Source organism: Streptomyces sp. NPDC006365 (assembly GCF_042870755.1).
GTDB lineage: Bacteria > Actinomycetota > Actinomycetes > Streptomycetales > Streptomycetaceae > Streptomyces > Streptomyces xiangluensis.
Genome location: NZ_JBIAHS010000027.1, coordinates 1 through 22,978 on the forward strand (window position 1 = coordinate 1; position 22,978 = coordinate 22,978).

Consider the following 22,978-nt stretch of genomic DNA (forward strand, 5'->3'; position numbering starts at 1 on the left):
AACCTCATGACCCGCCGCCTCACCCACGAAAACACCACCAACTGGCGTGACAGCTAAGCCAAATGAAACGGACAACCGAGAACCAAACGCTCACTAAGTGCCCTACACGGAGACGCTGCTCCGGCACGCAACGAAACCCGATGCCGAGTACCTGAAGCACGTCACCGAGCATCACCTGAGCGACTGGTACCGGGATGTTCGCACCGGGACATGGCCCAAGGCAATCGAGCCCTGCCGGGTGATGGACCTCGTCGTCGGTGGCATCGCCGACGACTACACGGGCCGCCTGACGTCCGTCCGCGCCGACATCACGCGTTGTCCGGCCGCAACCGAGCGATACGGGATCACCGGAGCCCCGTCCCACGTCCTGCTGAAGAAGGGAGCGGCGGTGGCGCACGGCACAGGGCCTATGACCATCGCCGAGGTACGGAAGTTCCTGGACGGCCACCTCTGAGCGGCCGCTGCGGCACGTGGCCGCGACGCCCGTCCCGTCTCGTTTATGGAGGTGCGCCGCCTGAGACACCTTGGGGCTGGGACACCAGGAACCGCAGGACATGCTCAATCCCCTTCACGCAACACCCCGAACCTGATCCCGGCCGAGCACAACAGCACACGAAGGCAAGCTGCGCGATCGGGGGTCGCCAGCAGCAAGGGCGGCAAGCTGGGCGCCGACCTCGTCGGCTACCTCACCGATGGCCTCGAGCTGGTCGTCCAGCCTGGCCTGGCACTGGCCCTGGATCAGTCACATCACCGACGCCCTCGACCGACTCACCCAACTGGCGGACCACAGCCGACCGACGGATCCCCCGTCCCTTCGACAGCACCTCAACACCCGGTCGGCGTTTGGACTTCGGGCGGGTGCTGCTGTGACGGGGCCGCCTGGAGACCCGGTTGGCCATCCAGCGTCGTCGTAGCCAGTCGCCGGCCTCCCCGATGCCGACCAAGAGGGCGGACGAGGCGGCGCACTGCGCGAGCGAGGCGGACTGGTTGAGCATATTGCCCAGGAGCCAGAGGAGTAGGCCGAGCAGCATCCACCAGACGGTGAGTGAGAAGGCGAGGCGCCGTAGGTGCGGCTTGCCGGTCACGGGCGCCTCTCCGAGCTCGGTGTGGGGGCGACGGCTGCGTACGTGCAGCCGGTCGCGGCCAGGGCGCCCGCGGTGGGCCGTAGCAACCAGGATGATCAAAGGCGGGACGCGTGACACCCTATCCGCTGCTGAATCGGACTGCCCCTGCCGAAGCAGTATCGGTCATCGCCCCGCGGCCGTCGTCACCGTTTCGCCCCTGCCGCTCACTCGCCGACGTTTCCGCACGGTTCTCAAACCGGCCTGTGGGGCTACCCTGCCGACGTGTCCTCCATCTATCGCGGCCCCAAGTGCCGTCAGCAGGTGCGGGATTGGTGTCTCGAGCGGCTCGGCGAGTGGGGCGTGCCGCACCGCCGTCGGGAGATCCGGACAGCTGCCGGGGTCACCAGTGTCCTCGTCGCGGGCCCGGAGCCGGAGGCCGTGTCACCGACCGTGGTGCTGGTGCCGGGGACGAACACGAACGGCGCTACGATCATCAAAGAGCGCCTGCCCTCGGCGTCGGCCCGGCTGTCCCTGGCCCCGACCGGCTCAGGTCCAGGTCTCCTGGACGGTGCCTGGTGGCCCAGCTCCCGTGATCTCCTCCGGGAGATACCCACTCTGACGCACGCCCTGGACGCGTGCTGGGGCCGGATCACCCACGTCACCGTGAACCCGGCCCACTGGCCCGTCATCCCGCGCAAGGTCCCCGTCACGGGGCACACGGTGCATGTCGGCTGGTTCGCCGACGAGCAGGACCCCAACAAAGTGATCCTCCTCTCCTACACGGTGGGCCGCCTGGACCTGCTGGTGATCCCTCCGGAGACGGAGCCGGCCGCCGCCGCCCGGCTGATGGCAGCAGCAACCGTTCCGGGAGGTATCCGTACGGCCAGCGGTCTGATGGCAGACGAGGCCATGAGCCACGACGCGGCGGAGACTCGGGGCCGGGAAGACCAGAGCCGGTGCGCTCCTGGCTGTTGACCAGCCAGTCCTCCCGGGACGATCACACACAGCCGGACGAAATCTGAGGAGATGACCGTCAGCGGGGGAAGGAGGATACCGCCCCAGACGTACGGGCTTCCGTCGGTGCCGACACGAGAGGCAGGCGACCATGGCGACACTGCACGCGCGGCAGCACTACCGCGAGGCGATCATGAAGACCCTGTACGAGGCCATGGAAGGCAATCGCCTCCTCGGCCTCACCGGGGCGCAGCTGCGCGAGGATCTCGCCATGCCCGAGGAGGACCTGGCCGCCGCCTGCACCTACCTGGCGGCCGAGGGGCTGATCCAGGTCGACTGGGCGCGAGGAAACACACCCGCGATGGTCACACTGACGCACAAGGGGATCCAGCTCATGGAGACCGAAGAGAAGGACAGTAGCTGACACGGCCCAGGCCGCCCGCAGGGCTCCGGCCGGTCACATGACGGCCATGTCCTCCCATATGACTGAAATGGCGTGCCGGGCCTACGCTGGTGAGTGGGTCGGCGCACGCTCACGTGCAATGACCCGGAAGGGCGGCCCCGGTGTGTATACACCGGGGCCGTTGCGTCACCGGCATGCCACAGGGAAAAGGTGTGATCCACTCGGCCGACCTCCATGAGTGACGCAACTGCGACGTTGTCGAACCGAAGGACAGAGACATGCGCCGTCTACGTGGACGGCGGACAGTGACTGGCCCGCCGCTGATGCCGGGAGGCTGACGTGGTGCTGTTTCTTCTGCTGCTCATCGTGGCGGTTGCGCTCGGCGTCATCGGGGCGCTCGGCAGGGACACGCTCTACCTGCTGATCATCGGGGTGACGGTGCTCATCGCCGACCTTGTCCTTCTCAGAACGCGGATGGGGCGCCGCCGCAGGCCCCGCGTCCGGTAAGGCGGTCCGACCGGCCACCCAACCCGCCCCTCTGCGTGGGGTGCCACCGGGGCCTGGCGCAAGGCCCGACATCGTCTCGCATGTCAACCGCGGCGGCTGATCGCTCTCACATCTCCGGCGCTGCCCGGCCCGAGCCGGTGTCGATGAGGATCTGTTCGGCCTGCGTGACGTTGCCGGCGCGGACGGCCTCGGCCATCGCGGCGCGCGCAGCGTCGGGCGTCGCGTGCGGCGGGACCACGAGCAGGGAGAAGAGATCCTGCTCGCCACGGGTGATGAGGACGGTGTCGTCGCCGACCGGGAAGGAGTCGATGTGCACGACTCGGTCATCGATGACCAGCCTCGTCGGCAGTGCTTCCCAGGCACCGGCGTCCAGGCCGACACGGGTGACCGGCCCGAGGTACTCGGCCAGGGCCCCGATCAGGGCGGGGAGCTCCGCGGCGATGTCCCGGGACCGCGGCCACCACGCTCCGTCGAGAACACCCCGGCGGTCGTGCGTCGTCTCCAGCCGTACGACAGCCGTCCCGGGTTTCACGGCCTGCTGGACGGCGTCCGGCAGGAGCCTGGTCACACGCGGGGAGCCGGAGTCGGACATCGCACTCGCCTGTCTGCCTGTCTGCCTGCCTGCCTGCCTGTAAGGAAAACGGAGTGACTTCCTTGCTTCACGGTACTCCGCGGCCCACACCGGCCGGGAAGCTCGCCGGTCACACCCGAGGACCACGGAGCACGCCGGAGTAGAGTGAGCCATTCGGTCCGCTGATCTGTGCCCGAACAATGAGGTCGCCATGCAGGCCACGGAGACACCCCCGGACGGGCACGCCGAGGTCCGCATCGTCGCCGCCTCTCCGGAGGCCGCCCGTCGCGTCGCGGAAGTTCTCCACCAGTGCTTCGCCGCCACCGAGCAGCACGGCTATCCCGCGGACAGCGAGGGAGGGACCCGCCTCCAGCTCACCGTGGACACCACCCGCCCGGCAGAACCGGCACGGTCCTGGCTCGAGACGAGCCGCTCCTCGGAGGACGACCGCCGACGGAAGTGAACCGACGTCCAGGAGCGGTCCGTTCGGCCTCTTCGGGGAGTAGCGTGAACTCATCGGGAGCACTTCGCACACCGGCTCCGATGCCGGTTTCGTTCCCGGTGAGCAACGACACCGGGCGGCTGCCCTCGCGCAGAGGTGCAGAGGTCCGGAGACGGGTTTCGCGCGATGTCCGCAACCACCTCTCATCCCCCGCTACGGGCCGTTCCCTTCAGGGCCCCGACCACGCGACTCGCGCTGAAACCCGTGAGCCCTTCATCAGGGCATGTCGAGCTGGACGGCGCCTGGTGGCCGCGTTCACGTGACCTGACACGCGAACTCTCCGCTCTGGCGGACGTGCTGGATCCGCTGTGGGGACGGATCACCCGTATCGCCGTCAACCCGCGCTACTGGCCGATCATCCCAGTCAAGATCTTTGTCAACGGCCATGTGGTGAAGGTCGGTTGGTTCACGTCGGAGCAGGATCCGCACAAGATCCTGCTGCTGTCCTATACGGCGGGCCGCTGGGATCTCCTGGTGATACCCCCGGAGACCAGCGCTCCCTCGGCCGCCCGGCTGATGGCCGCAGCGAGCGCGAACACCGGCCCGCCGATGACCGCGACCGCCCTCGTGACGGCGGAACAGGCCCGCGAAACTTCCTCGTCGTACGAGGCCACCACCGGCCGGCCCGGCCGGGAAGTGGTGGGGGTGTGACAGTCGTCGTCGCCGCCCTGGCCGTGGGTGCCTGATGATTCGCCGGGCAGTCCGTGGTGCGCCGGATCAGACGTGACCACTTGCCGCGGCCATGAGCGGTTCCGCAGCCTCCTCGGTCGTATCCGGAGGGACGACCAGCAGGTCCCAGCGCCCCCGGCCGGGGGCGAGCAGGACGATGGTGTGCGGGGCGGATGCCGCCACGGTCCTGCTCAGTCGTACGACCTGGTTGAAGACGAGCATCCGGCCGGGCACCGCGGACCATGTCACCCCGTTGACGGTGACGCTCGTGATGTGGCCCCACGCGGGCGGCAACCCGGCAAGCAACCGGGGGAGTTCGGCGAGCAGGTCGTACGAACGGGGCCACCACGCTCCGTCCATGGGCCGGGGCAGACCGCCGTGGGGAGCCAGGCGCAGGCGGAGGAGGGGATGGGAGGGAGGAGGGGGTTGCAGCGCGGTGGTCATGAAAGCTCCTGTCAACTGCTGTGCGGCGGAGGAGGTGAGTGACCGGTGTCAGGCGCGGCGGGCGGCCACGCGGTCCGGAGTGGGCCAGCGCACGTTGTACACCCAGCCGAGGCGTTCCAGGAGGCGGATGACGGCGGCGGAGGGGTCGAACTGGCCGCGGTCGACGCCATGACGGGCGCTGGTGGGGTCGGCGTGGTGAGGGTTGTGCCAGCTCTCGCCGAACGACAGCAGGGCGAGGGGCCACAGGTTCGTGGCCCGGTCGTGGCGCCGGGTGCGGAACGGGCGCTCACCGATCATGTGACAGAGAGAGTTCACGCTCCAGGTGACGTGGTGGAGCAGCGCGATACGCACAAGTCCCGCCCACAGCAGGGCGGTTACGCCATACAGCAACGTACCGCCGATGGCCCAGCCCACCGCGAACGGCAGGGCGAGCGTGAGGACGCACAGCGCCGGGAAGGCACGGGCGACGGTGGGGGTACCTCCCGCTCGAGCGAAGTCGAGAGTGGGGGAGGATGTCGCGGTCGGCCAGCAGGTCGGGAGCGTACCGGTCGGCGGGTGTGCGGTCGTTGCGGAACAGCCAGCCGACGTGCGCGTGCAGCAGCCCACGCAACTGGCCGCGCAGATGCGTGCCGTAGCGGTACGGGGAGTGCGGATCGCCGGGCCGGTCGGTGAAGGCGTGATGGCGGCGGTGAGTGGCGACCCAGCCGATGACGTCGCCCTGGAAGCTCATCGAACCGGCCACCGCGAGCGCGATCCGCACGGGACGGACGGCCCGGTACCCGCCGTGGGTGAGGCCGCGGTGGAAGCCGACCGTGACGCCGAGACCCGTGATCGTGTACAGGACGAGCGCGAGGACGATGTCGGCCGGATGGATGAGACTGCCCCACAGCAGCCAGCCGGCGAGACCGATCGCCACGAACGGCAGGACGACGATCAGCGCCGTCACCGTGACGTACAACCGCTCACCGCCGTCGCGCGCGGGCGCCGGGCCGTCCGGCGGGAAGGGGGACGTCCCGTCGTAGCCCTGGGGCGGCGGGGCGGGGTCCGACGATGTGACCGTCGTGGACGTGGTGGGACTGAGTGGCATACGCGGCTCCTCGGCCTGGATGCGGATGGCGCGGCCGGGGTCACGGGCTGCCCATGTAAGGGAAGTCGCGAGGACGGGGCCGGTTGGGACACCGGCATACGAAGAGCCCTCGTTTCCTCCACCGTACTCCCCCACGCTCCGGGACGAGGCTGGCCGGAGCGCGTGGCCGCCTCGTTGACACGGACCGTTGCCGGACGTTGACTGGCAGCACGGTGCAGGGCCATGCCACTCCGGAACACACGGCGAAGCATTCCGCCTTCCCGCCTCGCCCAGCCCCCGCGAGAACCATCCACCGGACAACAGCGAGGCTGGCCATGGCGCTTTCACGGACCATCAGGAACCAGTCGCAGCCGATGAAGGGCAGGATCACGGCAGGACTCGGCCGGGTCACCCGCAACAGGCGACTGAAACGCCGAGGCAGGACCGACCGGGTCTCCGGAAGCCTGAAACAGGCCGTCGAGAAGACCAAGAGCGCCTTCGGGCGGAACGGAAGCGGCACCCGATGATGTACGACCAGAAACGCGCGCAGCAGCCCGCGGGCCAAACCCGGGGCCCCGCCGAACGCCGTGCCCCGGGCCCGGAGCCGCTGCTCCCGTCGACCGAAAGGGACAAGATCGTCCTGCGCCTCCGGCACGCCTTCAACACCTTCGCCGACACTCCGCGCGAGGCGCTGGAAGAGGCCGAGAGCTCCTACGACGAAGCCACCGCCCAGCTCGTGAACGCCCTCGCGGAACGGCGGCGTCTCCTGCGCGCCGGGTGGCAGGACCAGGCCCCCGGAACACAGTCCGACGAACTCCGGCACGCGCTGAGGCAGTACCGGGAGATCACCCAGCGGCTGCTCCAGCTCTAGGCGGCCGCATACTCCGCGCTGTGGCGGAGCGCGGAGTAGTGTGGACAGTACCGAGGGCATTTCGCACACCGGCTTCCACGCCGGGTCGCTCTCGGCGAAAGATGAAACCCGGGCCGCCGCAGAGGCGGCCCGGAGACGGGTCCGCACCATGTCGGCGACCTTGCACCCGGCCCTGCCGCACCCCGAGCCCGTCGCAGCCCCGGCCGCGCGTCTCGCACTGAAGACCGACGGCACCTCCCGCGGACTCCTGGACGGGGCCTGGTGGCCCCGATCCCGGGACCTGCTGAGCGAACTGCCGGCACTCACCGACGTGTTGGACCCCTTGTGGGGCCGCATCACCCGCATCGCCGTCAACCCGAAGCACTGGCCGGTCATCCCCCGCAAGGTTCCCGTGGACGGCCACATCGTCAAGGTCGGCTGGTTCACCCCCGAGATCGACCCGCACAAGCTGCTGCTGCTCTCCTACGGCACCAGCCGCTGGGATCTCCTGGTCATCCCGCCCGAGACCGGGGCGGAGTCGGCGGCCCGGCTGATGGCTGCCGCGTCCGACTACGACGGCCCGCCACTGACCGCGAGCGCGCTCATCGCCGCGGACGAGGCCCGGCACGGCGTCTTGGCGGCCGACCAGCCACTGGACCCGGACGAGGCATGGGAGTACGAGGGCGGCGCCTCCGCGGTGTCAGCGGCCGTTCCCCGACAGACCGGTCGGCCCGGCCGGGCCAGCCGACTGATCATCGGTATGTGAGGTGGCCACCATGAACGTCTTCCTGACAGCCGTCGCCTTCGTGGTCCTCATCGCAGCGGGGGCGTACGTGATCCACCGGCTCAACATCCAGCACTCCGACAGAATCTCCGTGTACCGGTACAGCGCCCCCCTGCCCGGCCGCCGCGGCCGCGGCACGCCGCAGCCCCCGGTGGGGCCGGACCGGTCCGAGTCGCCGACCGCCGGCGAACGACGGGACCACCGCGACGGAGGCCGCTTCCCGCCGCGCCGCCGCCGTAGCCGTACCACTCACCACAGGTGACCAGCCGGTTTCCCCCACCGGCCGCGCGCGCAGGGACCGTCGACCCGGCCCGTACACCGACGCGTGTGCCGGGGCGCGGACACCCGGGCCGTGGACCGCGCGAGGAGCCGCCGGGACCCATGAACCGAGGCCCTGAACCGAGGCGTCATGACTCTTCCGCAGCTGAACATCTACCGGCACGACCGGGGCAGGCCGGCACTGATCACCCTGGCCGGTGAGATCGACCCGGCCACCGCGCCCCAGGTGCACGCCGCTCTGGAGCGGTGTCTGCGTGACGGCATCACCACCATCGACGTCGATCTGACCACCGTCGACCGCTGCGACAGCAGCGGCCTGCGCGTCTTCCTCGACGCGTCGCGGCACGCCGCCGAGACCCACGCGTCCCTGCGGCTGCACTACCCGTCCCCGCAGACCGCACGGCTGCTCGCGAACATGGGCTCCGATCTTCTGCTCTCGTGATGACGCCGGGAGAGAGGTGGTGCACAGCGGAACGGAGAGCTGTGTGTTCTGATCATGTGCGACATGCCGTTTTCTGGCGTAATGGGCTGTTCGGGGGGCCGGGCGCGCCACTCTGTGCGGGTTGATCGCGGTTGTGTCATGACCCGTGTGTACGGATCCCGTGAGCGGGTCGAGCGCATGCGCCGTAACCGCAGGACGGACCGAGCGTGTCGGTGCGGGCGCTGTCGGTGCGGGCGCTGGATTTGCGGCCCGAGGTGAGCATGGACACGGCGGCCGAAGCTTTGACGACGCCGGTGCGGGGGTGCGGAGACGACGGAAGGTGAGCGCCGACCTGACGAGAGCATGCTGGACCGGTCGGAAGGGTTCGGTGAGCGACTGCTGGGGGTGCTGTTGGACCGGGCACACGAGATGCCGCCGCAGCTGATCGCCCCGCTGATCGCGGAAGAGGTGGCCAGGGTCGGTGGCCGTGACGTCTCGATCCTGCTGCAGGACTATGGCCAGTTGGTGTTGGTGCCGTTGCCGGGTCGGCGGCTGATGGTCGGCGAGCCCGAGCCGATCGGTGACTCTCCCGCGGGTACAGCCTTTCTGCACGCGACCACTGTCGAGGTGCCGAGGGCCGACGGCGTCCGGATGTACCTGCCGTTGTTGGACGGCAGCGACCAGGTGGGCGTGATGGCTCTCACCCTGGACAGCGTCGATGACGACGACCGGCGGCTGCTGTGCAGGCTCGCCGGCCTGGTCGCCGACATGCTGGTCACCAAGCACAGCTACACCGATCAGTTCTTCCGCACCCGGCGCCGTGAACCGATGAGCGTGGCCGCGGAGATCCAGTGGTCCCTGCTGCCGCCGCTGGCGATGTCCGTCCCGCAGGTCGCGGTGGCCGGAATCCTGGAGCCCGCCTACGACGTCGCGGGCGACAGCTTCGACTACGCCCTCAACGAGGACACCCTGCACGTGGCCATGGTCGATGCGATGGGCCACGGCCTGGACGCCGCCACGATGGCGACCGTCGCCGTCGGGGCCTACCGGCACGCCAGACGTGCCGACATCGGCCTGTCCGAGATCTACGCGTTCATGGACCGGGCCATCGCCGAGCAGTTCGGGCCCGACCACTTCGTCACGGCCCAGATGATGCGTCTGAACATCGCGACGGGCCACCTGCAGTGGGTCAACGCGGGCCACCCCGCACCGCTGCTGATCCGCGACCACCAGGTCGTCCGGCAGCTGGGAGGCCCGACCACCTTGCCCGTCGGCTTCGGCGGTGAAGAGCCCCGGATCAGCCGGCAGATGCTCCAACGCGGCGACCGAGTGCTGTGCTTCACCGACGGCCTGATTGAGGAGCACGAAGCCGGCGAAGAACAATTCGGCGATGAACAACTCATCCACTGGGTCAACCGCATCGAACACACAGAGAAGGGAGTACGAGCGGTGGTGCGCTCACTCTCCCACGCCCTCAAGCAGCAACGGGGCGGCCGCACCACCGACGACGCGACCCTCTTCCTGATCGAATGGCGCGGCGGCGCCGCCGAACACCTCGCCCTCCTGGAGTGAGCCGACCACCGCACCACCAAGGGTCCGCCGCCGCCGTGGCCGGGCGATTTCAGCGGGCCGGGCGCCGAGAGGAGCGCCACATGGAGCGGGCCGCCAGGTAGAGCAGATCGGCGATGAGGAGTAGTACGCCGGCGGACAACAGATAGAGCATGCCGTCGACGGCCGCGCCGATGACGATCAGCGCGATGCCGACGATGAGCAGGGTCAGGAAGAGGACCATGACGGGATGCCTCCCTGGGAAGGAACCGCGCGGGATCTGCGTGGCCTCTTGAGTACGGCGGGACACGCTGTGACTCTCCGCGGTGTCGCGTCGGCCGAGGAGTGGTACGTGACGGCCCCGGCACGCAGGCCGCTACCAGTAGTGGCGGCGTCCGCCGACGGCGTACCCCGCCGATCCCAGGGTCCGCAGGATGATGCCAACGACGACCAGGTGATCCCGATGATCTCCAGGATGGAGAGGTCGGCGACGAGGAGGATGACTCCGAGGCAGTCGTGAGGGCCTCCGACGCGAGCCAGGTTCCCCCTCACGCCAGAATAGGTCGGACCGATCCTGTGCGGTGGCGTCGCAGGCCGGACGGTTCTACCGGCCAGGCGGAACCAGGTACCTGGAGCGCGCCATATCGTCATCCTCGGGCTCATGATCCTGCTCGCCGCACTCGTCATCGGCGCGGCCGGTGTCTGCGAGCTTGCCGACAGCGAAGCGGGTGCGCCAGGCAACATGCAGTTCGTCCGATCCTCTGCATGCCGAAACGCTCGGGTTCCAGGAATCCGGGATGTCTCACCGCCGGTACGCCCGTGGGAGCTCGGCCCAGGAGATCTTAGGCGACGCGTTGGGAGCGGTGGCGGACTTCCTTGAGTCGGACCTTCGAGGGGAGGCGGTCCAGGCCGGCCGAGTCCCGCGCGTGCGTGAGCGTTTCCCGGCTCAGTTGCCCCAGGGTCCGCGCTGGATCCGCGTGAGGCTCCAGCAACAGCCGTATACGGGCGGTGGGAGCGGTACGTCGGCCCGTCAGGCGTACATGAGCGCGCGAGACCCCGTCCAGGGCCTGCGCCTCTTCCTCGATCACGTCCTCCAGTGTGCGGCCGTCGAGTCGGGCCGCCGTGCCGTCCTCGCTGTCGACGAGGACCTGGCCCAGGCGGTGTCGGCGTTGCGCGAGGAGCCACCACAGCAGCAGGGCCAGCAGCACGGCGAGCACCGCGATGACGGTCGGCCACCACCAGCCTTCCTCCCGCCACCGGGTGCGTCCCTCGGTGCCCAGCACCACATCGTCCGGCCCGCGGAAGGGCCACCAGCCCGGCATGCCGAAGTCCCAGCGGCGCTGCAGATCGAGCCCGCCCAGCAGCACGCCGCCGCCCAGGGCGAACAGTCCGAGGCCGAGAAGCCCCAGCAGCACCCGGTCCACCGTCTTGAGCATGGGGATCACCTCAGCCCTTCTTCGGGCGCCGGACGCGCACGGTCAGCGTGGGTTGCCGGGCGAGACCCAAGGACGTCACGGCTTCGCCCAGCGTGGCGTCCAGGTCCGCGCGGACCTCCTCGAGATCGCGGAAATGGGCGCGCGCCCGGGCTTTGACCTTCCGGCGGCCGACAGCGACCCCTGCCGACTGGACACCGGGGACCTGCACGGCCCGGTCGCGCAGAACCAGGGCGGCCGCGCGACGGTCGAGCCCGGCGCGGACCTCCCCTGTCCCGGGGATACCGGTGGGCTGTCGCATGGGTAGCAGCCTGCGCAGTCCCGGCGTCACCGCCAGCAGGAAAAGCCACAGCCCGAGGGCCATCGCCACTGCGGCCCCGACGATCACCCAGACGTCATCCAGTGGCCGTGTGGCCAGTTCCTCGGCGAGCCGCCGCCGCCAGCGCATCGCAGACCGGCCTGCCCGGACCGAGACCACGTCGTACAGGAGCAATCCGATCGCCGCGGCGGACAGCAGGGCCACCACGGCCGCGGGAATCCGCCGCGTTGACCAGAAACGGCGCGCCGACCGGCCTGATGCCTCGACCGCTGATAGAGAGTCCGTGCCCGGGGTGCCATCCGCGGACGGGTCCGCCTGTCCGGGTTCGGGGGGAAGGTCGCTGTCACCGGTCGGCTGCCGCCAGGTGTTCGCGCTCATCTCACCCTCTCCTGGTCCGTGTGCCGCGAGTGCACCGAGTGCAGCCTCTCGACCGACACCGCGAGGTCGGGCACCTCCATGCCGGCCCATGTCCTGAGCCGTTCGGTAACCTCCCGGCGCACCGCGGCGCACTGCGCCCCGATGTCGGACGGATAGCCGAGCTCGACGGTGATGCGCAGCCGTGCCTCGCCGAGCACCGCCTGTCGTCCGGCGGCAGACTCGGCGTCTCGTCCTGCGGTATTCCGCTCCGGTGCCCGCCGCACGGATGTGGTCACGCGTGGCGTCCGACGGCCTGGTGGTACGTGGCCGACCGACTCGGTGAACCGGCTCAGCACCTCGCGCGCCACATGGGAAGCGATCTTCGTAACGACCCGGTCGGCGACGGTGATCGCACCGCGCTCCTCACGTGGAATGCCCGTACGCCGATCCGCTTCACTGGTCACTGCCGCCAGTCTCCCCGTGCCCGTCGCCGGTCATCGCGGATCCGCTCCTGCCGGTCCCGGCGGCGGACGAAGTCGCCCGGTTCGAGATCGCCTTCCATAAACCGCCCGACCACGAGTCCGACGACGCCCAGCCCCAGCACCAGCAGGAAGGCCCAGAAGTCACCGAAGTACGCGGCGAAACCCAGCGCCATTCCAGCCATCAAGCCCACCACGGCCCTGCTCATCCCGCGCTCCTTCACTCAAGCGGGCTGCTCCGTCCCGGCTACTGGATCCGCTGCCGCTCTTCCCCTTCGTCCTCCTCCTCGGGGAGCTTCACATCGCTGACCATGATGTTGACTTCCACGACTTCCCGCCCCGCCATCCGCTCCACCGCGGAGATAACGTTCTCCCGCACGTCACCGGCCACGTCCGTGATCGAGACGCCGTAGCCGACGACGATCTCCAGATCAATGGCCGCCTGCTTCTCTCCGACCTCGACACTGACCCCGCGCGTGGCGGACTTGCCACTGCCGGCACCGGGCATCCGCTCCCGCATGGATCCCATCGAGCGCGCGAATCCGCTGCCCAGGGCATAGACGCCGCGTACGTCCCGTGCCGCCATTCCGGCGATCTTCTCCACCACCACATCGGCGATGGTCGTCCGGCCACGAGAACCGGGCGCACCGCCATACCTTGCGCCGGTGTTCTCAGTCATCAGGACATTCCTCCCTCCAGAGGAGGGCATCTCACACCTTTGTTCAGACTATATTCTCATTAGTAGGTTTGCCTGAGATGCGGTGTATGAGGCTGGATGATCCAACGAGTGGTACGAGCGTCCCTGCCCAGAGCCCTCGCGGACACTCCAGGCGCAGTTGCGGCAGGAAGAGGACCGCGGCCATGGCAGAAAGAGGGTGAGAGGCCCGTGAGAACCGAGGGATGGACGCAGGCAGTACGGCAAAAGCTCGACCTGGGCCGACTGCTCCCGCTCGGCGGGCCCGGCGACGGGACATGGATCACCGAACAAGCGGCTGTCCGGGTCCTCGGGCTCCCGGCCTCCGAGATCCCCGGTATCCGGCTGGAGTCTCTGCGCATCGGGTCGGCACCGCTCGAGCCCGTGTCCGAGCCGGCCGTCCGTCCACCGGCCAGCGCGCTACCGCCTGGCCCGCTCAGGATCGAGGCCGCATTCACGGCACGCGTCGGGCAGCCGCTGCCTGAGACCGCCGAACAGTTGAGGAGCGCACTGCTCAACGCGGCCATTGAACGTCTCGGCCTGGCCACCGTGACAGCTGACCTGCGCGTCACGGAACTCCACGACGGCCCGGAGACGGGCGTGAAGTCGCGGACCGCAGCAAGGGCGGTGAGGCCCGCGCCGGACACCGCAGCCACTCGAAGCTCGCCCACGGTGACCGGAACAGGATCCATGCGGGGGCCCGTCCGGGAACTGGCCGACGTCGCGGCGGGTGTTCCGGGCGTCGCCCGCCTCACCGCCGCACTGGGAAGCCGCCCGGTCAAGGTGGAGGACCATGACGATCCCCCCGGCCGGCACATCGAGGTCCAGCTCGCGGTCTCCCGCGGCCATCATCCGCTGGAAGTCGCCCGCGCCGTCCGGGCCGCCGTAGCCGACGCAGGCACCACCGACGAATCCGGCCCGGCCACCACCGCCGTCCTCATCACAGAAGCCGCGGCCTAGCCAGGCGTCAACGGCAGCTCGACACGTTGGGCCTGATCCGGTCCCGCTTCTCCGGCCTCGCCCTCGTGCGCAGGCCACACCACGGCCACCGCCTGGCCCGAACGCACAGAGACCCCCCTCGGCCTTGCCATTTCTACTGTCGGCGCCCAAGCACTCTCCGGATCAGCAGGAAGGCCGCAACGGCGATCAGGGCAATCCCCATGAGGATCACGAGGACCCCGACGACGACCAGGACCGTCCCAAGCAGGATCAGAAGCGCCCCGATGATGAGAAGAAACATCGCGAGAACGGTCACGGTCGCCTCCTGTCCCCCCTCCGACTCTGGCCCTTTCCGACCCTCCATCGCAAATATGTCCGGACAAATCTACCAATGCCCTTCCTCCGGCAGTGCCCGCCTACTGGGGTCCGGCCCATTCACGGGCCGGCCTCGGATCTGCCGTGGAAGCGCGCGGATCGCTCCACAAGCCTGTCCTGTCACGGCGTGAGACCTGCCTGGCAGGGAACCCGCATTCAGACAAAGAGCCTGCCGCTGGCAGACGAAGCAGACGTCTCCAAGCGCATCCCCACCTGCGGCCCGGTCTCAGCAGTTCCCAAGGCCGCGCCGAGCCAACTGCCTCTCGTTCCCTTCGGACACTGCCGAGCACAGTGGCCGCCCCGATGTCTGCAGCGACGTCGCACCAGGGAGTGAACCGTTGGCACCGTCCGGGGCATCGGAAGCGTGGCCGCACACGACGAGATGTGGGGAGTTGCGGCGGCTCGCCGCGGCGTCACCGCAGTGCTTGCCACTGCTGCGGAGGTGGCCGACGGCACGCTGCCGCATCCTCGCCCAGCCGTCACCTGGGCTATTCATGCGTCGGCGAACCGGCCCGTACGGGGGGTGTTACGGGATCGCCATGCGCCAGATGCGGGCCCAGGTGGAGGCGTACTGGCGCGGCAGCAGGCCGGTGGTGTACGGGATGCCGTACTTTTCGCACAGCTTGCGCACCTGGGGAGCGATCTCGGCATAGCGGTTGCTGGGCAGGTCGGGGAAGAGGTGGTGCTCGATCTGATGGCTGAGGTTGCCGGTGAGGATGTGCAGGAGAGGGCCGCCGTCGATGTTGGCCGAGCCGAGTGCCTGCCGTACATACCACTCGCCGCGCGACTCGCCCTCGATCTCGTCCTCGGTGAAGGATTCCGCGCCGGCGGGGAAGTGCCCGCAGAAGATCACGGTGTGCGCCCAGATGTTGCGGGCGGTGTTGGCGGTGAGGTTGCCGAGCAGGCAGGGCAGGGCGGACGGGCCGGCCAGCAGCGGGAAGAGGACGTAATCCTTGGTGAACTGCCGTGCCGCCTTGCGGGCCACACCTGCAAGATCCTCCAGGAACGCACGCACGGACTTGCGGCCCTGAACGACGGCCTCGGGCTCCAGGTCGTACAGCGCGATGGCCCACTCGAAGACCGGCGCCAGAAGCGGCCCGCCGTACAGCGGCTGGAGGAGATGGACGGGGTGCCAGGGCTGCTCCGCGCTCATCCGCATGGCCACATAGCCCAGGTCCCGGTCCCGGCCCACCACGTTGGTCCAGGTGTGGTGCAGGTCGTTGTGGGTGTGCTTCCAGGCGGCGGCCGGGGTGGGGAAGTCCCACTCCCAGGTGGTGGAGTGGATGGCAGGGTCCCGCATCCAGTCCCACTGGCCGTGCAGGATGTTGTGGCCCAGCTCCATGTTCTCCAGGATCTTGGCGGTGGTGAGCATCGCCGTCCCGGCCAGCCAGGCGGGCGGCAGCAGGGACACGGCCAGGGCGGCCCGGCCACCGGCTTCCAGGGCGCGGTGCACCGTGATGAGGGTACGGATGTAACGGGCGTCCTCGGCGCCGCGCTCGGCCAGCACCTCGGCGCGGATACGGTCCAGTTCCTGCCCGAAGGCGTCGGCTTCAGGCGGCGCAAGAGCAAGCGCAGCGGCCACTGATTCTCCCCTTTCTTGAATTCCAATTCCTCAAAGGCTCGTCAGTTTGGCTCTACAGGTCGATGTGGACGGGTCCGCAGGCGGCCGACACGCAGGTCTGGATCAGATCTCCCGGCTCGCCGTGTACGTCGCCGGTCCGCAGATCGCGGACCCGGCCGGCGGACAGCGGGCTGACGCAGCTGTGGCAGATGCCCATACGGCAGCCGCTGGGCATGACGACACCCGCCGCCTCGCCCACGTCCAGCAGGGGCGTGGCGGAGTCGGCGTCCGTCTCGACACCGCTGCGGGTGAAGCGCACCCGTCCGCCGCGCCCGCCCGATCCACTGCCAGGCGCGGCCGGTGACGGCGGCCGGAACCGCTCCAGATGCAGCCGGCGCCGGGCGTCCGCGCCGCGCCAGGCCCGTTCGGCGAACGCGAGCAGCCCTTCCGGGCCGCAGGCCCAGGTCTCGCGCTTCTCCCAGTCAGGGCACAGAGCGCCCAGGCGCACCCGGTCCAGCCGCCCTTCCCGGCGGGTGTGGTGTTCGTACAGCGTGAACCAGCTCTCGCGGGCGGCCATGGCACGCAGCTCACCGCCGAAGACGACCCGGTCGGCGTCCGGCGCGCTGTGCACCAGCACGGTGTCCGGGCGGCGGCCCGTGCGCCCGGCGAGCGCGCGCAGCATGGCCGCCACGGGAGTGATGCCGATACCGCCGGTCAGGAACATCAGCCGCGCGGGCAGCGGGCCAGTCAGCACGAAATCCCCCTGGACGGGACCGAGTCGCAGCATTTCCCCGGGCCGCACCCGGTGGGCCAGGTGCTGCGACACCCGCCCGTCCGGGACCGCCCGTACAGTGATCGCGAAACGCCCGGAGCCATCCGGTGGGGTCGTGATCGAGTACGTCCGCCAGTGCAGCACGCCGTCGATGCCCACTCCCACCGGCACGTACTGCCCGGCCACGCGATGACCCGACCAGCCGCGCCCCGCCCGCACCACGAGCGTCGTCGCGTCCGCCGTCTCCGTCCAGACCCCCTCCACCCGGCCCGCCGGCCACCTGGCCGACCACAGGGGATCGACGACCGTCAGAAAGTCGTCAGGCAGCAACGGGGTGGTCAGCCGCCCGACGCCCTGCCAGACGGGCGGCGCCAAGTGCCGGAGCACACCGACCATTCCGCCTCCCCGTTCCTCGTCACTCTCCGATCATCTACGCTCACGCAGCCGTGGCGGACCGGCAAGCCGGGTTGCTCCTCCCCTGACCCGTACAACCCCCGGCGCAAGTCGGCCCGCTGCGCGCCGTCATGCCTCGCCGCCGCTGTGGACACGCCGTACAACGCACTGCGCACCCCGGCCACGGCTTGCCCGGCCCTCGTTCCCGACGCCCCTGCTGAGAGCGACCGACAAGTGCACCGCGGCACCGGCCGCGACGGTGGGAAGGACCAGGGCGGTGGTGACGGGAGCGGGAACTCCCCCGATCGGCGGGTACCGCATGGCGGAACGCGGCACGCTGCGGGGCTACCAGTTCGACAAGGTCGAGATGTTCCAGATCGGCATCGGCCGGGCCGCAGCCGTCGTCAAGCCGCCCGGCGCCGACCCGATCGTGCTCCTCAACCCTCGTATCGCTGCCGCCTCCGACGAGATGGACGATAAAATTCGACGTACGGGCCCCGGTTCCCAGGCCCCTGCGGATCACCGTCGGCATCACGGCCTCCTAGGTGACCGGGACGGGCAGGCGGGTGCGATCGCAAATCAGGCGCACCTCCGGAAGCATCACAGGAACACGGAACCGCATGAGGCGCCGTACGCATCGTGCGCACCAGCGCAGCCAATCTCACGACAAGCCGCGCCGGAGCGCTCCGGTGCGGCTTCGTCGTCTCACGGCTCCGCGCGGAGGTCCCGTCAGGATGGTCACCGGCGGGGCCTCGCCGTATCACACAGCCCCTATAAGCGGGGTGCTGGTTGTAGCTGTTTGACCAGGTGGAAGACCTCGCGGGCCGCGTAGCGTTTGAGGCAACGGACGATTTCGCGCCGGGTCTTGCCCTGCTTGATGCGGCGCTCGTAGTAGTCCTGGGTGCGCGGGTCGACCCGCAGACGGGTGAACACGATGCGGTGGAGCGCGGCGTTGGCCTGACGGTCGCCACCACGGTTGAGACGGCGGAACTGCCGACGACCCGAGGAACGCTCAACCGGGCTGACACCGCACAGCGCGGCGAACGACGCCTCGCTGTCCAGCCGTTCCGGGTTGTCCCCCACCGTGATCAGCAGAGCGACCGCCGTGTCCGGACCGATCCCCACCACGTCGAGCAACTGCGGCGCATGCCGTTCCACAAGCCTGGTCAGAAGCCGATCCGGTAAGCCAGCAGGCCCAGCGTGATCCGGGTGGCCTGCACCACCGACTCCGCGCCGACCTCCTCGCGACCATGCGCATCGGTGAACTGTGCGCAGGTACTGAAGAGTTCGGCATTGCCCAGTCCGGCCAGTTCCTCCCGCAAGACGGGGTCCGCAGTGACGAGGACGGCCTTGAGCTGGTTGATGGCCTGCGTGCGGGCTTTGACGGCCGACGCCTTCGTGAGTTAGTACATTCTCGCGATCTGCACCGGCCCGTCGCCCGCTTTCGCCCGGGCACGGGCCCGCCCGCTCAGCACGGCTCGCGCCGCGTTCTGGGCATCGAGCGGATCCGACTTGCCGCGCCGCCGACGATCCGCCCGGTCCATCCGATTCACGTCAAACACGTCTATGCCCTGGGCCAGTAGATAGCGGGACAACGACACTCCGTAGGAGCCGGTCCCCTCCACCCCGGCCCGTCTCAGGGTTCCCCACTTCCTGGCGCGCTTCAGCAGATCGCGGTAGCCGGCCGCGGTGGCCGGAAACTCATCGGTAGCGAGGACCGCCCCCGACACGGAGAGCACCGCAGCCATGTGAACATCCCGGTGCGTATCCACTCCCAGCACCACCTCGCCCGCAGGACGGCGGGTCCGCCGAGCAGACGACGTACTGGGCACGGTCGAACTGGACATGCCCGCCCCGTTCCTCCCTTCCGGTCCGATGACGTGTCGCGTTGCCGGTACCGGGCCGCGCCAGACGGTCAGAATCGTGAGGACGCCACAACAATCGGCAGGCCCCTATCGGGACACACCCCGCCGGCCCGGCACCGACAACGCACCGTCCCCGGCCAAAGGCCGACACCGTGTGATCGAGACTCTTCGGTCAGAGAAATCATGAGTCAGACCACGGACCCGGGACAGCACCCGCCCATCCTCCCGCCCCTCATCTCGCTACCGCTCACGAACCGCAGGACATTCTCAATCCCCTTCACGCACACCCCGAACCTGATCCCGACCGAGCACAACAGCGCACGAAGGGGAACTGCGCGATCAGGGGTCGCCAGCAGCAAGTGCGGCGCATGAACAAGTACGTACTCAAGATCTCCCCGCTCCGGCCGGAGTTCCGCCGCGGCATGCTCCACGCCGTCAACCCGGTCGGCGTGGTCGCCTTCGTGGCCGCCTCCGGCCTGTCCACCGCCATGCACTTCCACGCCCTCGGCGACACCCTCCAGCCGTACTCTCCTGTCGCCGCCGCCGTCATTGCCTTCGCACTCACGCCACTGATGGCGATCGCCACCAAGGGCCGCTACTACCTTCCGCCGCACCGACGACGGCATCGGCGAGCCGCTCCGTGAAACGGACGGGAACCCCAGCACCGTCACCCTGGACTGCCACGTCTGCCGCCAGCCTTACGAGCACCCCGACCCCACGACGCCGTCGTCTGCTCCCTCTGCCTGAGCACGGACAAGGCCGGCGACCACGTACTGTCGGCCACTGCCTCAAAACGGTCTCCGGTGCCGGAAGAAAGCGGGAGAACGTGGACGGAACAACATGGCCCTGGTAGCCGGCGTCCGGATCGGGAAGGGGTGGCGGCGTGGGCGGGCGGTGCCGCGTGGGCGGTGATGGCGGGGACGTACGTGCCGATGCTCCGCTACTACCGTGAGCCGCTGTGGCTCGCTCCGCTGCCGCCGTTCACCGTGTTCCTCTATCTCCTGATGACGGTGGACTCGGTGGTGCGGCACCACCGGGGCGGGGCGCGGAAGGGCCGGACGTACGGCCGTCCGGAGGCGCCGAACCGGTGAACGGCCCGACTTCCGTTCGACGCCCGGGCGATACGCTGGAAGGCCGGACAACCAGCCTCTCGGGTAGGAGACTTACCCTTGCCGCAGCTCGCCTTCGTGCACACCTTCTGGACCGACTACGAGCAGCTGGACAAGCCCGTCCGGGCCGGGGTTCGCAAGGCGATGACCAAGTTCCAGTCGCTGACGGTGGCCGAGCTGTACACGGACAAGGGGCTGGGGTTGTCCGTTGCGCGTATGGCCCGTGATCCGCGGATGAGGACGATACGCATCACGGCCTTTTGGAGGGGCGTGCTCCTCGCGCCCGACGACGGAAGTGAGACCTTTCTCCTCCTCAAGGTGCTGCCGCACGACGAGGCCCTGCAGTGGGCCTCCACCCGGCTCTTCTCCGTGAACTCCGCGATGGGAAGCCTGGAGGTGCGGGACGTCGAGGCCATGGAGCGGCTGATCACTTCGCGGCCCGCCTCCCACGCTCCGACGACTCTCTTCGCTCGGTTCTCCGCCGCCGACCTCACAGAGCTGGGCATCGACGACCAGACCCTGGAGGCCATCCGCACCATTACGGACAGGGCGCAGTTCGACGCCTTCCAGCCACTGCTTCCCGAGGACCAGGGCGAGGTGCTCCAGTACCTCGCCGAGGGGTTCGATCCCACGGAGGTCTACCGGAACGTCGTCGCTCCCCGGCGGCCGGCGGACGCGAACTCGCCGGCTTCGGCAAGCCTCGCGGATGCCATCGCCCACACGAGCGACCGGATCACCCTTTTCTCAGAAACCGGGGAGCTGGAGGAGATCGCTGGCAAGCCGCTGGTAGCGCCACGAACGGGAGAGCTGATTAGCCACTCCGGACGGGGCGAGCGCAAGGACTACCGGTGTGAACGGCTGCCCCTCGCCGACGGCGGCCAGGCGGACGTCTTCAAGGCGGTGCACAAGCGCAGCGGCGAGGTCGTCATCCTCAAGAAGCTGAAGGACAAGTACCCGCCCGAACGTCAAGTTCGACGCATGAAGCGGGAGATCGAATTCGGGCTCAGCCTGATCGGGAACCCGCACGCGATGCCGGTCCTGGACTTCGATCCCAAGCACACCTGGTTCGTCATGCCGTACGCGGAGGCCACCGCCGAGGGCTGCCGGGAGGAGTTCTCCGATAATGCGGCCCTGCGGGAGCTGCTGGAATCCCTCTGCTCGGTCCTAGCGGTGGCGCACCGTACGGGATGGATCCACCGGGACATCAAGCCGGCCAACGTCCTGCGTCTGAAGGGCCGCTGGGTCCTGGCGGACTGGGGGATCGTGCGGCGGCCCCTGGGACAGACGACCGATCCGCAGCGGACCCGCGTGGGGGTCTTCCTCGGCTCCGAGGGTTTCGCGGCCCCTGAGCACTACAGCGACGCCCACCGCGTGGGCCCCACCGCCGACATCTACAGCCTGGGGCAGCTCATCGGATGGGCCGTCACGGGCGAGATGCCCCTCGTGAACGTCCCGTTGCTCCCCAAGTCAGGCCCCTGGCGTGCGATCGTCCGGGAGGCGACCCAGAGGGACCCGGAGCGACGCCCGGCCACGGTGTCCGCCTTCCTCGATTTCGTCGCGCTAGAGCTGGACGAGCCGGCGGAGCCCGTTGCGCTGCGCGGCGAGCACCTCTGGCGGGAGCTGTTCGCCGGGTCGACGGGTGCGGGGTCGGACCTCCTGACGCTGGCCGCTACGCATCCCGACGACGCGGCTCTCTACTTCGACGTGCTGATCAAGGTTCCCGTTGCCTCGATCATGGCGGATCTGCTGGCCGACGCCGCTCGTGCGGTTGAGGTCGTGTCCGCGATGGCGACACTCTTCGGTTCGGACGTCTCCCACGGTTCCGAGGAACTCGGAGCCACCGTCAGATGGCTGGCCGGTATCGCCGAGGCGGCGGCCCGGGCGAGGGAGCTCGATCTCCTGGAAGCATGCTGCGGTGGCGCGTTCGAATGGATCCCCCTCCTGGACGACCAGAGCGGCCAGGCCGAGGGCTTCTCCTGGTGGACGACCCTGAGCGGGGACGCCGCCAGCTCGGTGGCTGCGATGCTGCGACAGCATCCGGAGTGCGTGACGTACTTCGGCCGCCTGGCGCACGACCTCCGCGTTGATCACCGGATTCGCACGGCCATCGCCCAGCAGTAGACCGGTCCGGCGGCAGTCGGCGCGGTGCAGCGCCTCAGTGATCAAGGAAGCCTCCGCCACGGCCGCGGTCGGCTCGCCGTTGATGAGCCGGAACCAGGGCTTCATCCGGAGTCCGGCGGCGTCCAGGAGCTCTCGGCGGGTCTCGAAGTAGTGACGGACGAGGGTGAGCGGCGGCATCGGAGTCGTCATGCCTGGTGGAACGTCGCCCGCGCGATTCTGTGACAGCCGCCGCTCCGGCTCCTCGCTGGGCCGCCCCTGGACACCGGATGCCGACGGCGCCTGAGCGAAGTGAAGCGCGAGCAGCTCACGGAGGCCGAGCTGATGGTGATGGCGAAGATCGCCGCCCGCCCGCAGGGGCGGTCAGCAGTAAGGAGGACAGCCTGACCGCGCCGGAGGACGAGGGTCTTGCGAGCCCGCTCCGCCCCCGTGGGGAGCCTGTACTGACGGGGTGGAGCGGGACCATGTGCCGCCCGGTGCCGGACACTTCGGCCTCCAACAT

27 protein-coding genes and 3 pseudogenes are annotated in these 22,978 nt (G+C 69.3%); 15 read left to right on the forward strand and 15 right to left on the reverse strand.

The window, feature by feature from the left end; all coding sequences use genetic code 11:
• Positions 1-151: 151 nt before the first annotated feature.
• From ACFYO0_RS42095 to ACFYO0_RS42110, 4 genes are all read left to right on the forward strand, one after another.
• Positions 152-454 carry a thioredoxin family protein gene (locus ACFYO0_RS42095; protein ID WP_388687103.1) on the forward strand — a complete coding sequence of 101 codons (303 nt, stop codon included), beginning with the start codon at positions 152-154 and terminating at the stop codon, positions 452-454.
• A gap of 1,069 nt (positions 455-1,523) precedes the next feature.
• Complete coding sequence (locus ACFYO0_RS42100; RefSeq protein ID WP_388687105.1) at positions 1,524-2,039, forward strand: DUF5994 family protein; 516 nt, start codon at positions 1,524-1,526, stop codon at positions 2,037-2,039.
• 130 nt (positions 2,040-2,169) lie between these two features.
• On the forward strand, positions 2,170-2,442 hold the full coding sequence (locus ACFYO0_RS42105; protein WP_388686935.1) for a hypothetical protein: 273 nt from the start codon (positions 2,170-2,172) through the stop codon (positions 2,440-2,442).
• A gap of 318 nt (positions 2,443-2,760) precedes the next feature.
• Positions 2,761-2,928 carry a hypothetical protein gene (locus ACFYO0_RS42110; RefSeq protein ID WP_388686937.1) on the forward strand — a complete coding sequence of 56 codons (168 nt, stop codon included), beginning with the start codon at positions 2,761-2,763 and terminating at the stop codon, positions 2,926-2,928.
• Positions 2,929-3,034: 106 nt separating this feature from the next.
• On the opposite strand, the gene ACFYO0_RS42115 is transcribed toward ACFYO0_RS42110, so the two are convergent.
• Positions 3,035-3,520 (reverse strand): DUF5994 family protein, encoded by a 486-nt coding sequence (locus ACFYO0_RS42115; RefSeq protein ID WP_388686939.1) that lies wholly within the window; start codon positions 3,518-3,520, stop codon positions 3,035-3,037.
• Positions 3,521-3,710: 190 nt separating this feature from the next.
• On the opposite strand from ACFYO0_RS42115, the gene ACFYO0_RS42120 reads away from it, so the two are divergent.
• Together ACFYO0_RS42120 and ACFYO0_RS42125 are read left to right on the forward strand one after the other, a co-directional pair.
• Positions 3,711-3,962, forward strand: coding sequence for a hypothetical protein (locus tag ACFYO0_RS42120; RefSeq protein ID WP_388686941.1), 252 nt, complete (start codon positions 3,711-3,713; stop codon positions 3,960-3,962).
• Between the two features lie 243 nt (positions 3,963-4,205).
• The gene (locus ACFYO0_RS42125) at positions 4,206-4,652 is read left to right on the forward strand and encodes a DUF5994 family protein (RefSeq protein ID WP_388686943.1); all 447 of its coding nucleotides are present in this window, start codon (positions 4,206-4,208) and stop codon (positions 4,650-4,652) included.
• A 66-nt stretch (positions 4,653-4,718) separates the two neighbouring features.
• On the opposite strand, the gene ACFYO0_RS42130 is transcribed toward ACFYO0_RS42125, so the two are convergent.
• Both ACFYO0_RS42130 and ACFYO0_RS42135 read right to left on the reverse strand, forming a co-directional pair.
• Complete coding sequence (locus tag ACFYO0_RS42130) at positions 4,719-5,114, reverse strand: DUF5994 family protein (RefSeq protein WP_388686945.1); 396 nt, start codon at positions 5,112-5,114, stop codon at positions 4,719-4,721.
• A gap of 48 nt (positions 5,115-5,162) precedes the next feature.
• Positions 5,163-6,201: pseudogene (locus tag ACFYO0_RS42135) on the reverse strand (acyl-CoA desaturase).
• Positions 6,202-6,703: 502 nt separating this feature from the next.
• On the opposite strand from ACFYO0_RS42135, the gene ACFYO0_RS42140 reads away from it, so the two are divergent.
• The 5 genes from ACFYO0_RS42140 to ACFYO0_RS42160 all read left to right on the forward strand — a co-directional run bounded on the left by ACFYO0_RS42140 (position 6,704) and on the right by ACFYO0_RS42160 (position 10,086).
• A complete protein-coding gene (locus tag ACFYO0_RS42140; protein ID WP_388686947.1) occupies positions 6,704-7,051 on the forward strand; it encodes a hypothetical protein in 348 nt (115 codons plus the stop codon).
• A 40-nt stretch (positions 7,052-7,091) separates the two neighbouring features.
• On the forward strand, positions 7,092-7,796 hold the full coding sequence (locus ACFYO0_RS42145; RefSeq protein ID WP_388686949.1) for a DUF5994 family protein: 705 nt from the start codon (positions 7,092-7,094) through the stop codon (positions 7,794-7,796).
• Positions 7,797-7,806: 10 nt separating this feature from the next.
• Positions 7,807-8,076 carry a hypothetical protein gene (locus ACFYO0_RS42150; RefSeq protein WP_388686950.1) on the forward strand — a complete coding sequence of 90 codons (270 nt, stop codon included), beginning with the start codon at positions 7,807-7,809 and terminating at the stop codon, positions 8,074-8,076.
• A gap of 147 nt (positions 8,077-8,223) precedes the next feature.
• Positions 8,224-8,535 (forward strand): STAS domain-containing protein, encoded by a 312-nt coding sequence (locus ACFYO0_RS42155; RefSeq protein WP_388686952.1) that lies wholly within the window; start codon positions 8,224-8,226, stop codon positions 8,533-8,535.
• A 342-nt stretch (positions 8,536-8,877) separates the two neighbouring features.
• Complete coding sequence (locus ACFYO0_RS42160; RefSeq protein ID WP_388686953.1) at positions 8,878-10,086, forward strand: PP2C family protein-serine/threonine phosphatase; 1,209 nt, start codon at positions 8,878-8,880, stop codon at positions 10,084-10,086.
• A 49-nt stretch (positions 10,087-10,135) separates the two neighbouring features.
• Here the strand turns inward: ACFYO0_RS42160 and ACFYO0_RS42165 are convergent, their stop codons facing one another.
• The 6 genes from ACFYO0_RS42165 to ACFYO0_RS42190 all read right to left on the reverse strand — a co-directional run bounded on the left by ACFYO0_RS42165 (position 10,136) and on the right by ACFYO0_RS42190 (position 13,329).
• Complete coding sequence (locus tag ACFYO0_RS42165) at positions 10,136-10,306, reverse strand: hypothetical protein (RefSeq protein ID WP_388686955.1); 171 nt, start codon at positions 10,304-10,306, stop codon at positions 10,136-10,138.
• A gap of 598 nt (positions 10,307-10,904) precedes the next feature.
• Positions 10,905-11,498: an alkaline shock response membrane anchor protein AmaP gene (gene amaP / locus ACFYO0_RS42170; protein ID WP_388686957.1), complete on the reverse strand. Its 594-nt coding sequence runs from the start codon at positions 11,496-11,498 to the stop codon at positions 10,905-10,907.
• A 10-nt stretch (positions 11,499-11,508) separates the two neighbouring features.
• The gene (locus ACFYO0_RS42175; protein WP_388686959.1) at positions 11,509-12,192 is read right to left on the reverse strand and encodes a DUF6286 domain-containing protein; all 684 of its coding nucleotides are present in this window, start codon (positions 12,190-12,192) and stop codon (positions 11,509-11,511) included.
• On the reverse strand, positions 12,189-12,635 hold the full coding sequence (locus tag ACFYO0_RS42180) for an Asp23/Gls24 family envelope stress response protein (protein ID WP_388686960.1): 447 nt from the start codon (positions 12,633-12,635) through the stop codon (positions 12,189-12,191). The genes ACFYO0_RS42175 and ACFYO0_RS42180 overlap by 4 nt, the downstream gene beginning before the upstream one ends.
• Positions 12,632-12,859, reverse strand: a complete 228-nt coding sequence (locus ACFYO0_RS42185; RefSeq protein WP_055539113.1) for a hypothetical protein — start codon at positions 12,857-12,859, stop codon at positions 12,632-12,634. The genes ACFYO0_RS42180 and ACFYO0_RS42185 overlap by 4 nt, the downstream gene beginning before the upstream one ends.
• 38 nt (positions 12,860-12,897) lie before the next feature.
• Entirely contained in the window at positions 12,898-13,329 is a 432-nt protein-coding gene (locus ACFYO0_RS42190) for an Asp23/Gls24 family envelope stress response protein (protein ID WP_388686962.1), read from the reverse strand.
• A 207-nt stretch (positions 13,330-13,536) separates the two neighbouring features.
• Here ACFYO0_RS42190 and ACFYO0_RS42195 point away from each other — a divergent pair, with 207 nt between their 5' ends.
• Entirely contained in the window at positions 13,537-14,304 is a 768-nt protein-coding gene (locus ACFYO0_RS42195) for a hypothetical protein (protein WP_388686964.1), read from the forward strand.
• 133 nt (positions 14,305-14,437) lie between these two features.
• On the opposite strand, the gene ACFYO0_RS42200 is transcribed toward ACFYO0_RS42195, so the two are convergent.
• The 6 genes from ACFYO0_RS42200 to ACFYO0_RS42225 all read right to left on the reverse strand — a co-directional run bounded on the left by ACFYO0_RS42200 (position 14,438) and on the right by ACFYO0_RS42225 (position 19,132).
• Positions 14,438-14,599 carry a hypothetical protein gene (locus tag ACFYO0_RS42200; protein ID WP_365605633.1) on the reverse strand — a complete coding sequence of 54 codons (162 nt, stop codon included), beginning with the start codon at positions 14,597-14,599 and terminating at the stop codon, positions 14,438-14,440.
• Positions 14,600-15,184: 585 nt separating this feature from the next.
• A complete protein-coding gene (locus ACFYO0_RS42205) occupies positions 15,185-16,240 on the reverse strand; it encodes a fatty acid desaturase family protein (RefSeq protein WP_388686965.1) in 1,056 nt (351 codons plus the stop codon).
• 52 nt (positions 16,241-16,292) lie between these two features.
• Positions 16,293-17,387 carry a ferredoxin reductase gene (locus ACFYO0_RS42210; protein WP_388686967.1) on the reverse strand — a complete coding sequence of 365 codons (1,095 nt, stop codon included), beginning with the start codon at positions 17,385-17,387 and terminating at the stop codon, positions 16,293-16,295.
• Positions 17,388-18,155: 768 nt separating this feature from the next.
• Complete coding sequence (locus tag ACFYO0_RS42215; protein ID WP_388686969.1) at positions 18,156-18,542, reverse strand: transposase; 387 nt, start codon at positions 18,540-18,542, stop codon at positions 18,156-18,158.
• Positions 18,543-18,550: 8 nt separating this feature from the next.
• Positions 18,551-18,706, reverse strand: a complete 156-nt coding sequence (locus ACFYO0_RS42220; protein WP_388686971.1) for a hypothetical protein — start codon at positions 18,704-18,706, stop codon at positions 18,551-18,553.
• An 81-nt stretch (positions 18,707-18,787) separates the two neighbouring features.
• Positions 18,788-19,132 carry a transposase gene (locus ACFYO0_RS42225; protein ID WP_388686972.1) on the reverse strand — a complete coding sequence of 115 codons (345 nt, stop codon included), beginning with the start codon at positions 19,130-19,132 and terminating at the stop codon, positions 18,788-18,790.
• A gap of 485 nt (positions 19,133-19,617) precedes the next feature.
• Here ACFYO0_RS42225 and ACFYO0_RS42230 point away from each other — a divergent pair.
• The 3 genes and pseudogenes from ACFYO0_RS42230 to ACFYO0_RS42240 all read left to right on the forward strand — a co-directional run.
• Positions 19,618-20,031 (forward strand): annotated as a pseudogene (locus ACFYO0_RS42230) (allantoin permease); the annotation flags it as partial.
• A 93-nt stretch (positions 20,032-20,124) separates the two neighbouring features.
• Positions 20,125-20,340, forward strand: a pseudogene (locus tag ACFYO0_RS42235) (glycosyl transferase family 2); the annotation flags it as partial.
• 78 nt (positions 20,341-20,418) lie between these two features.
• The gene (locus ACFYO0_RS42240) at positions 20,419-22,479 is read left to right on the forward strand and encodes a serine/threonine-protein kinase (RefSeq protein ID WP_388686974.1); all 2,061 of its coding nucleotides are present in this window, start codon (positions 20,419-20,421) and stop codon (positions 22,477-22,479) included.
• The last annotated feature ends 499 nt before the right edge of the window (positions 22,480-22,978 follow it).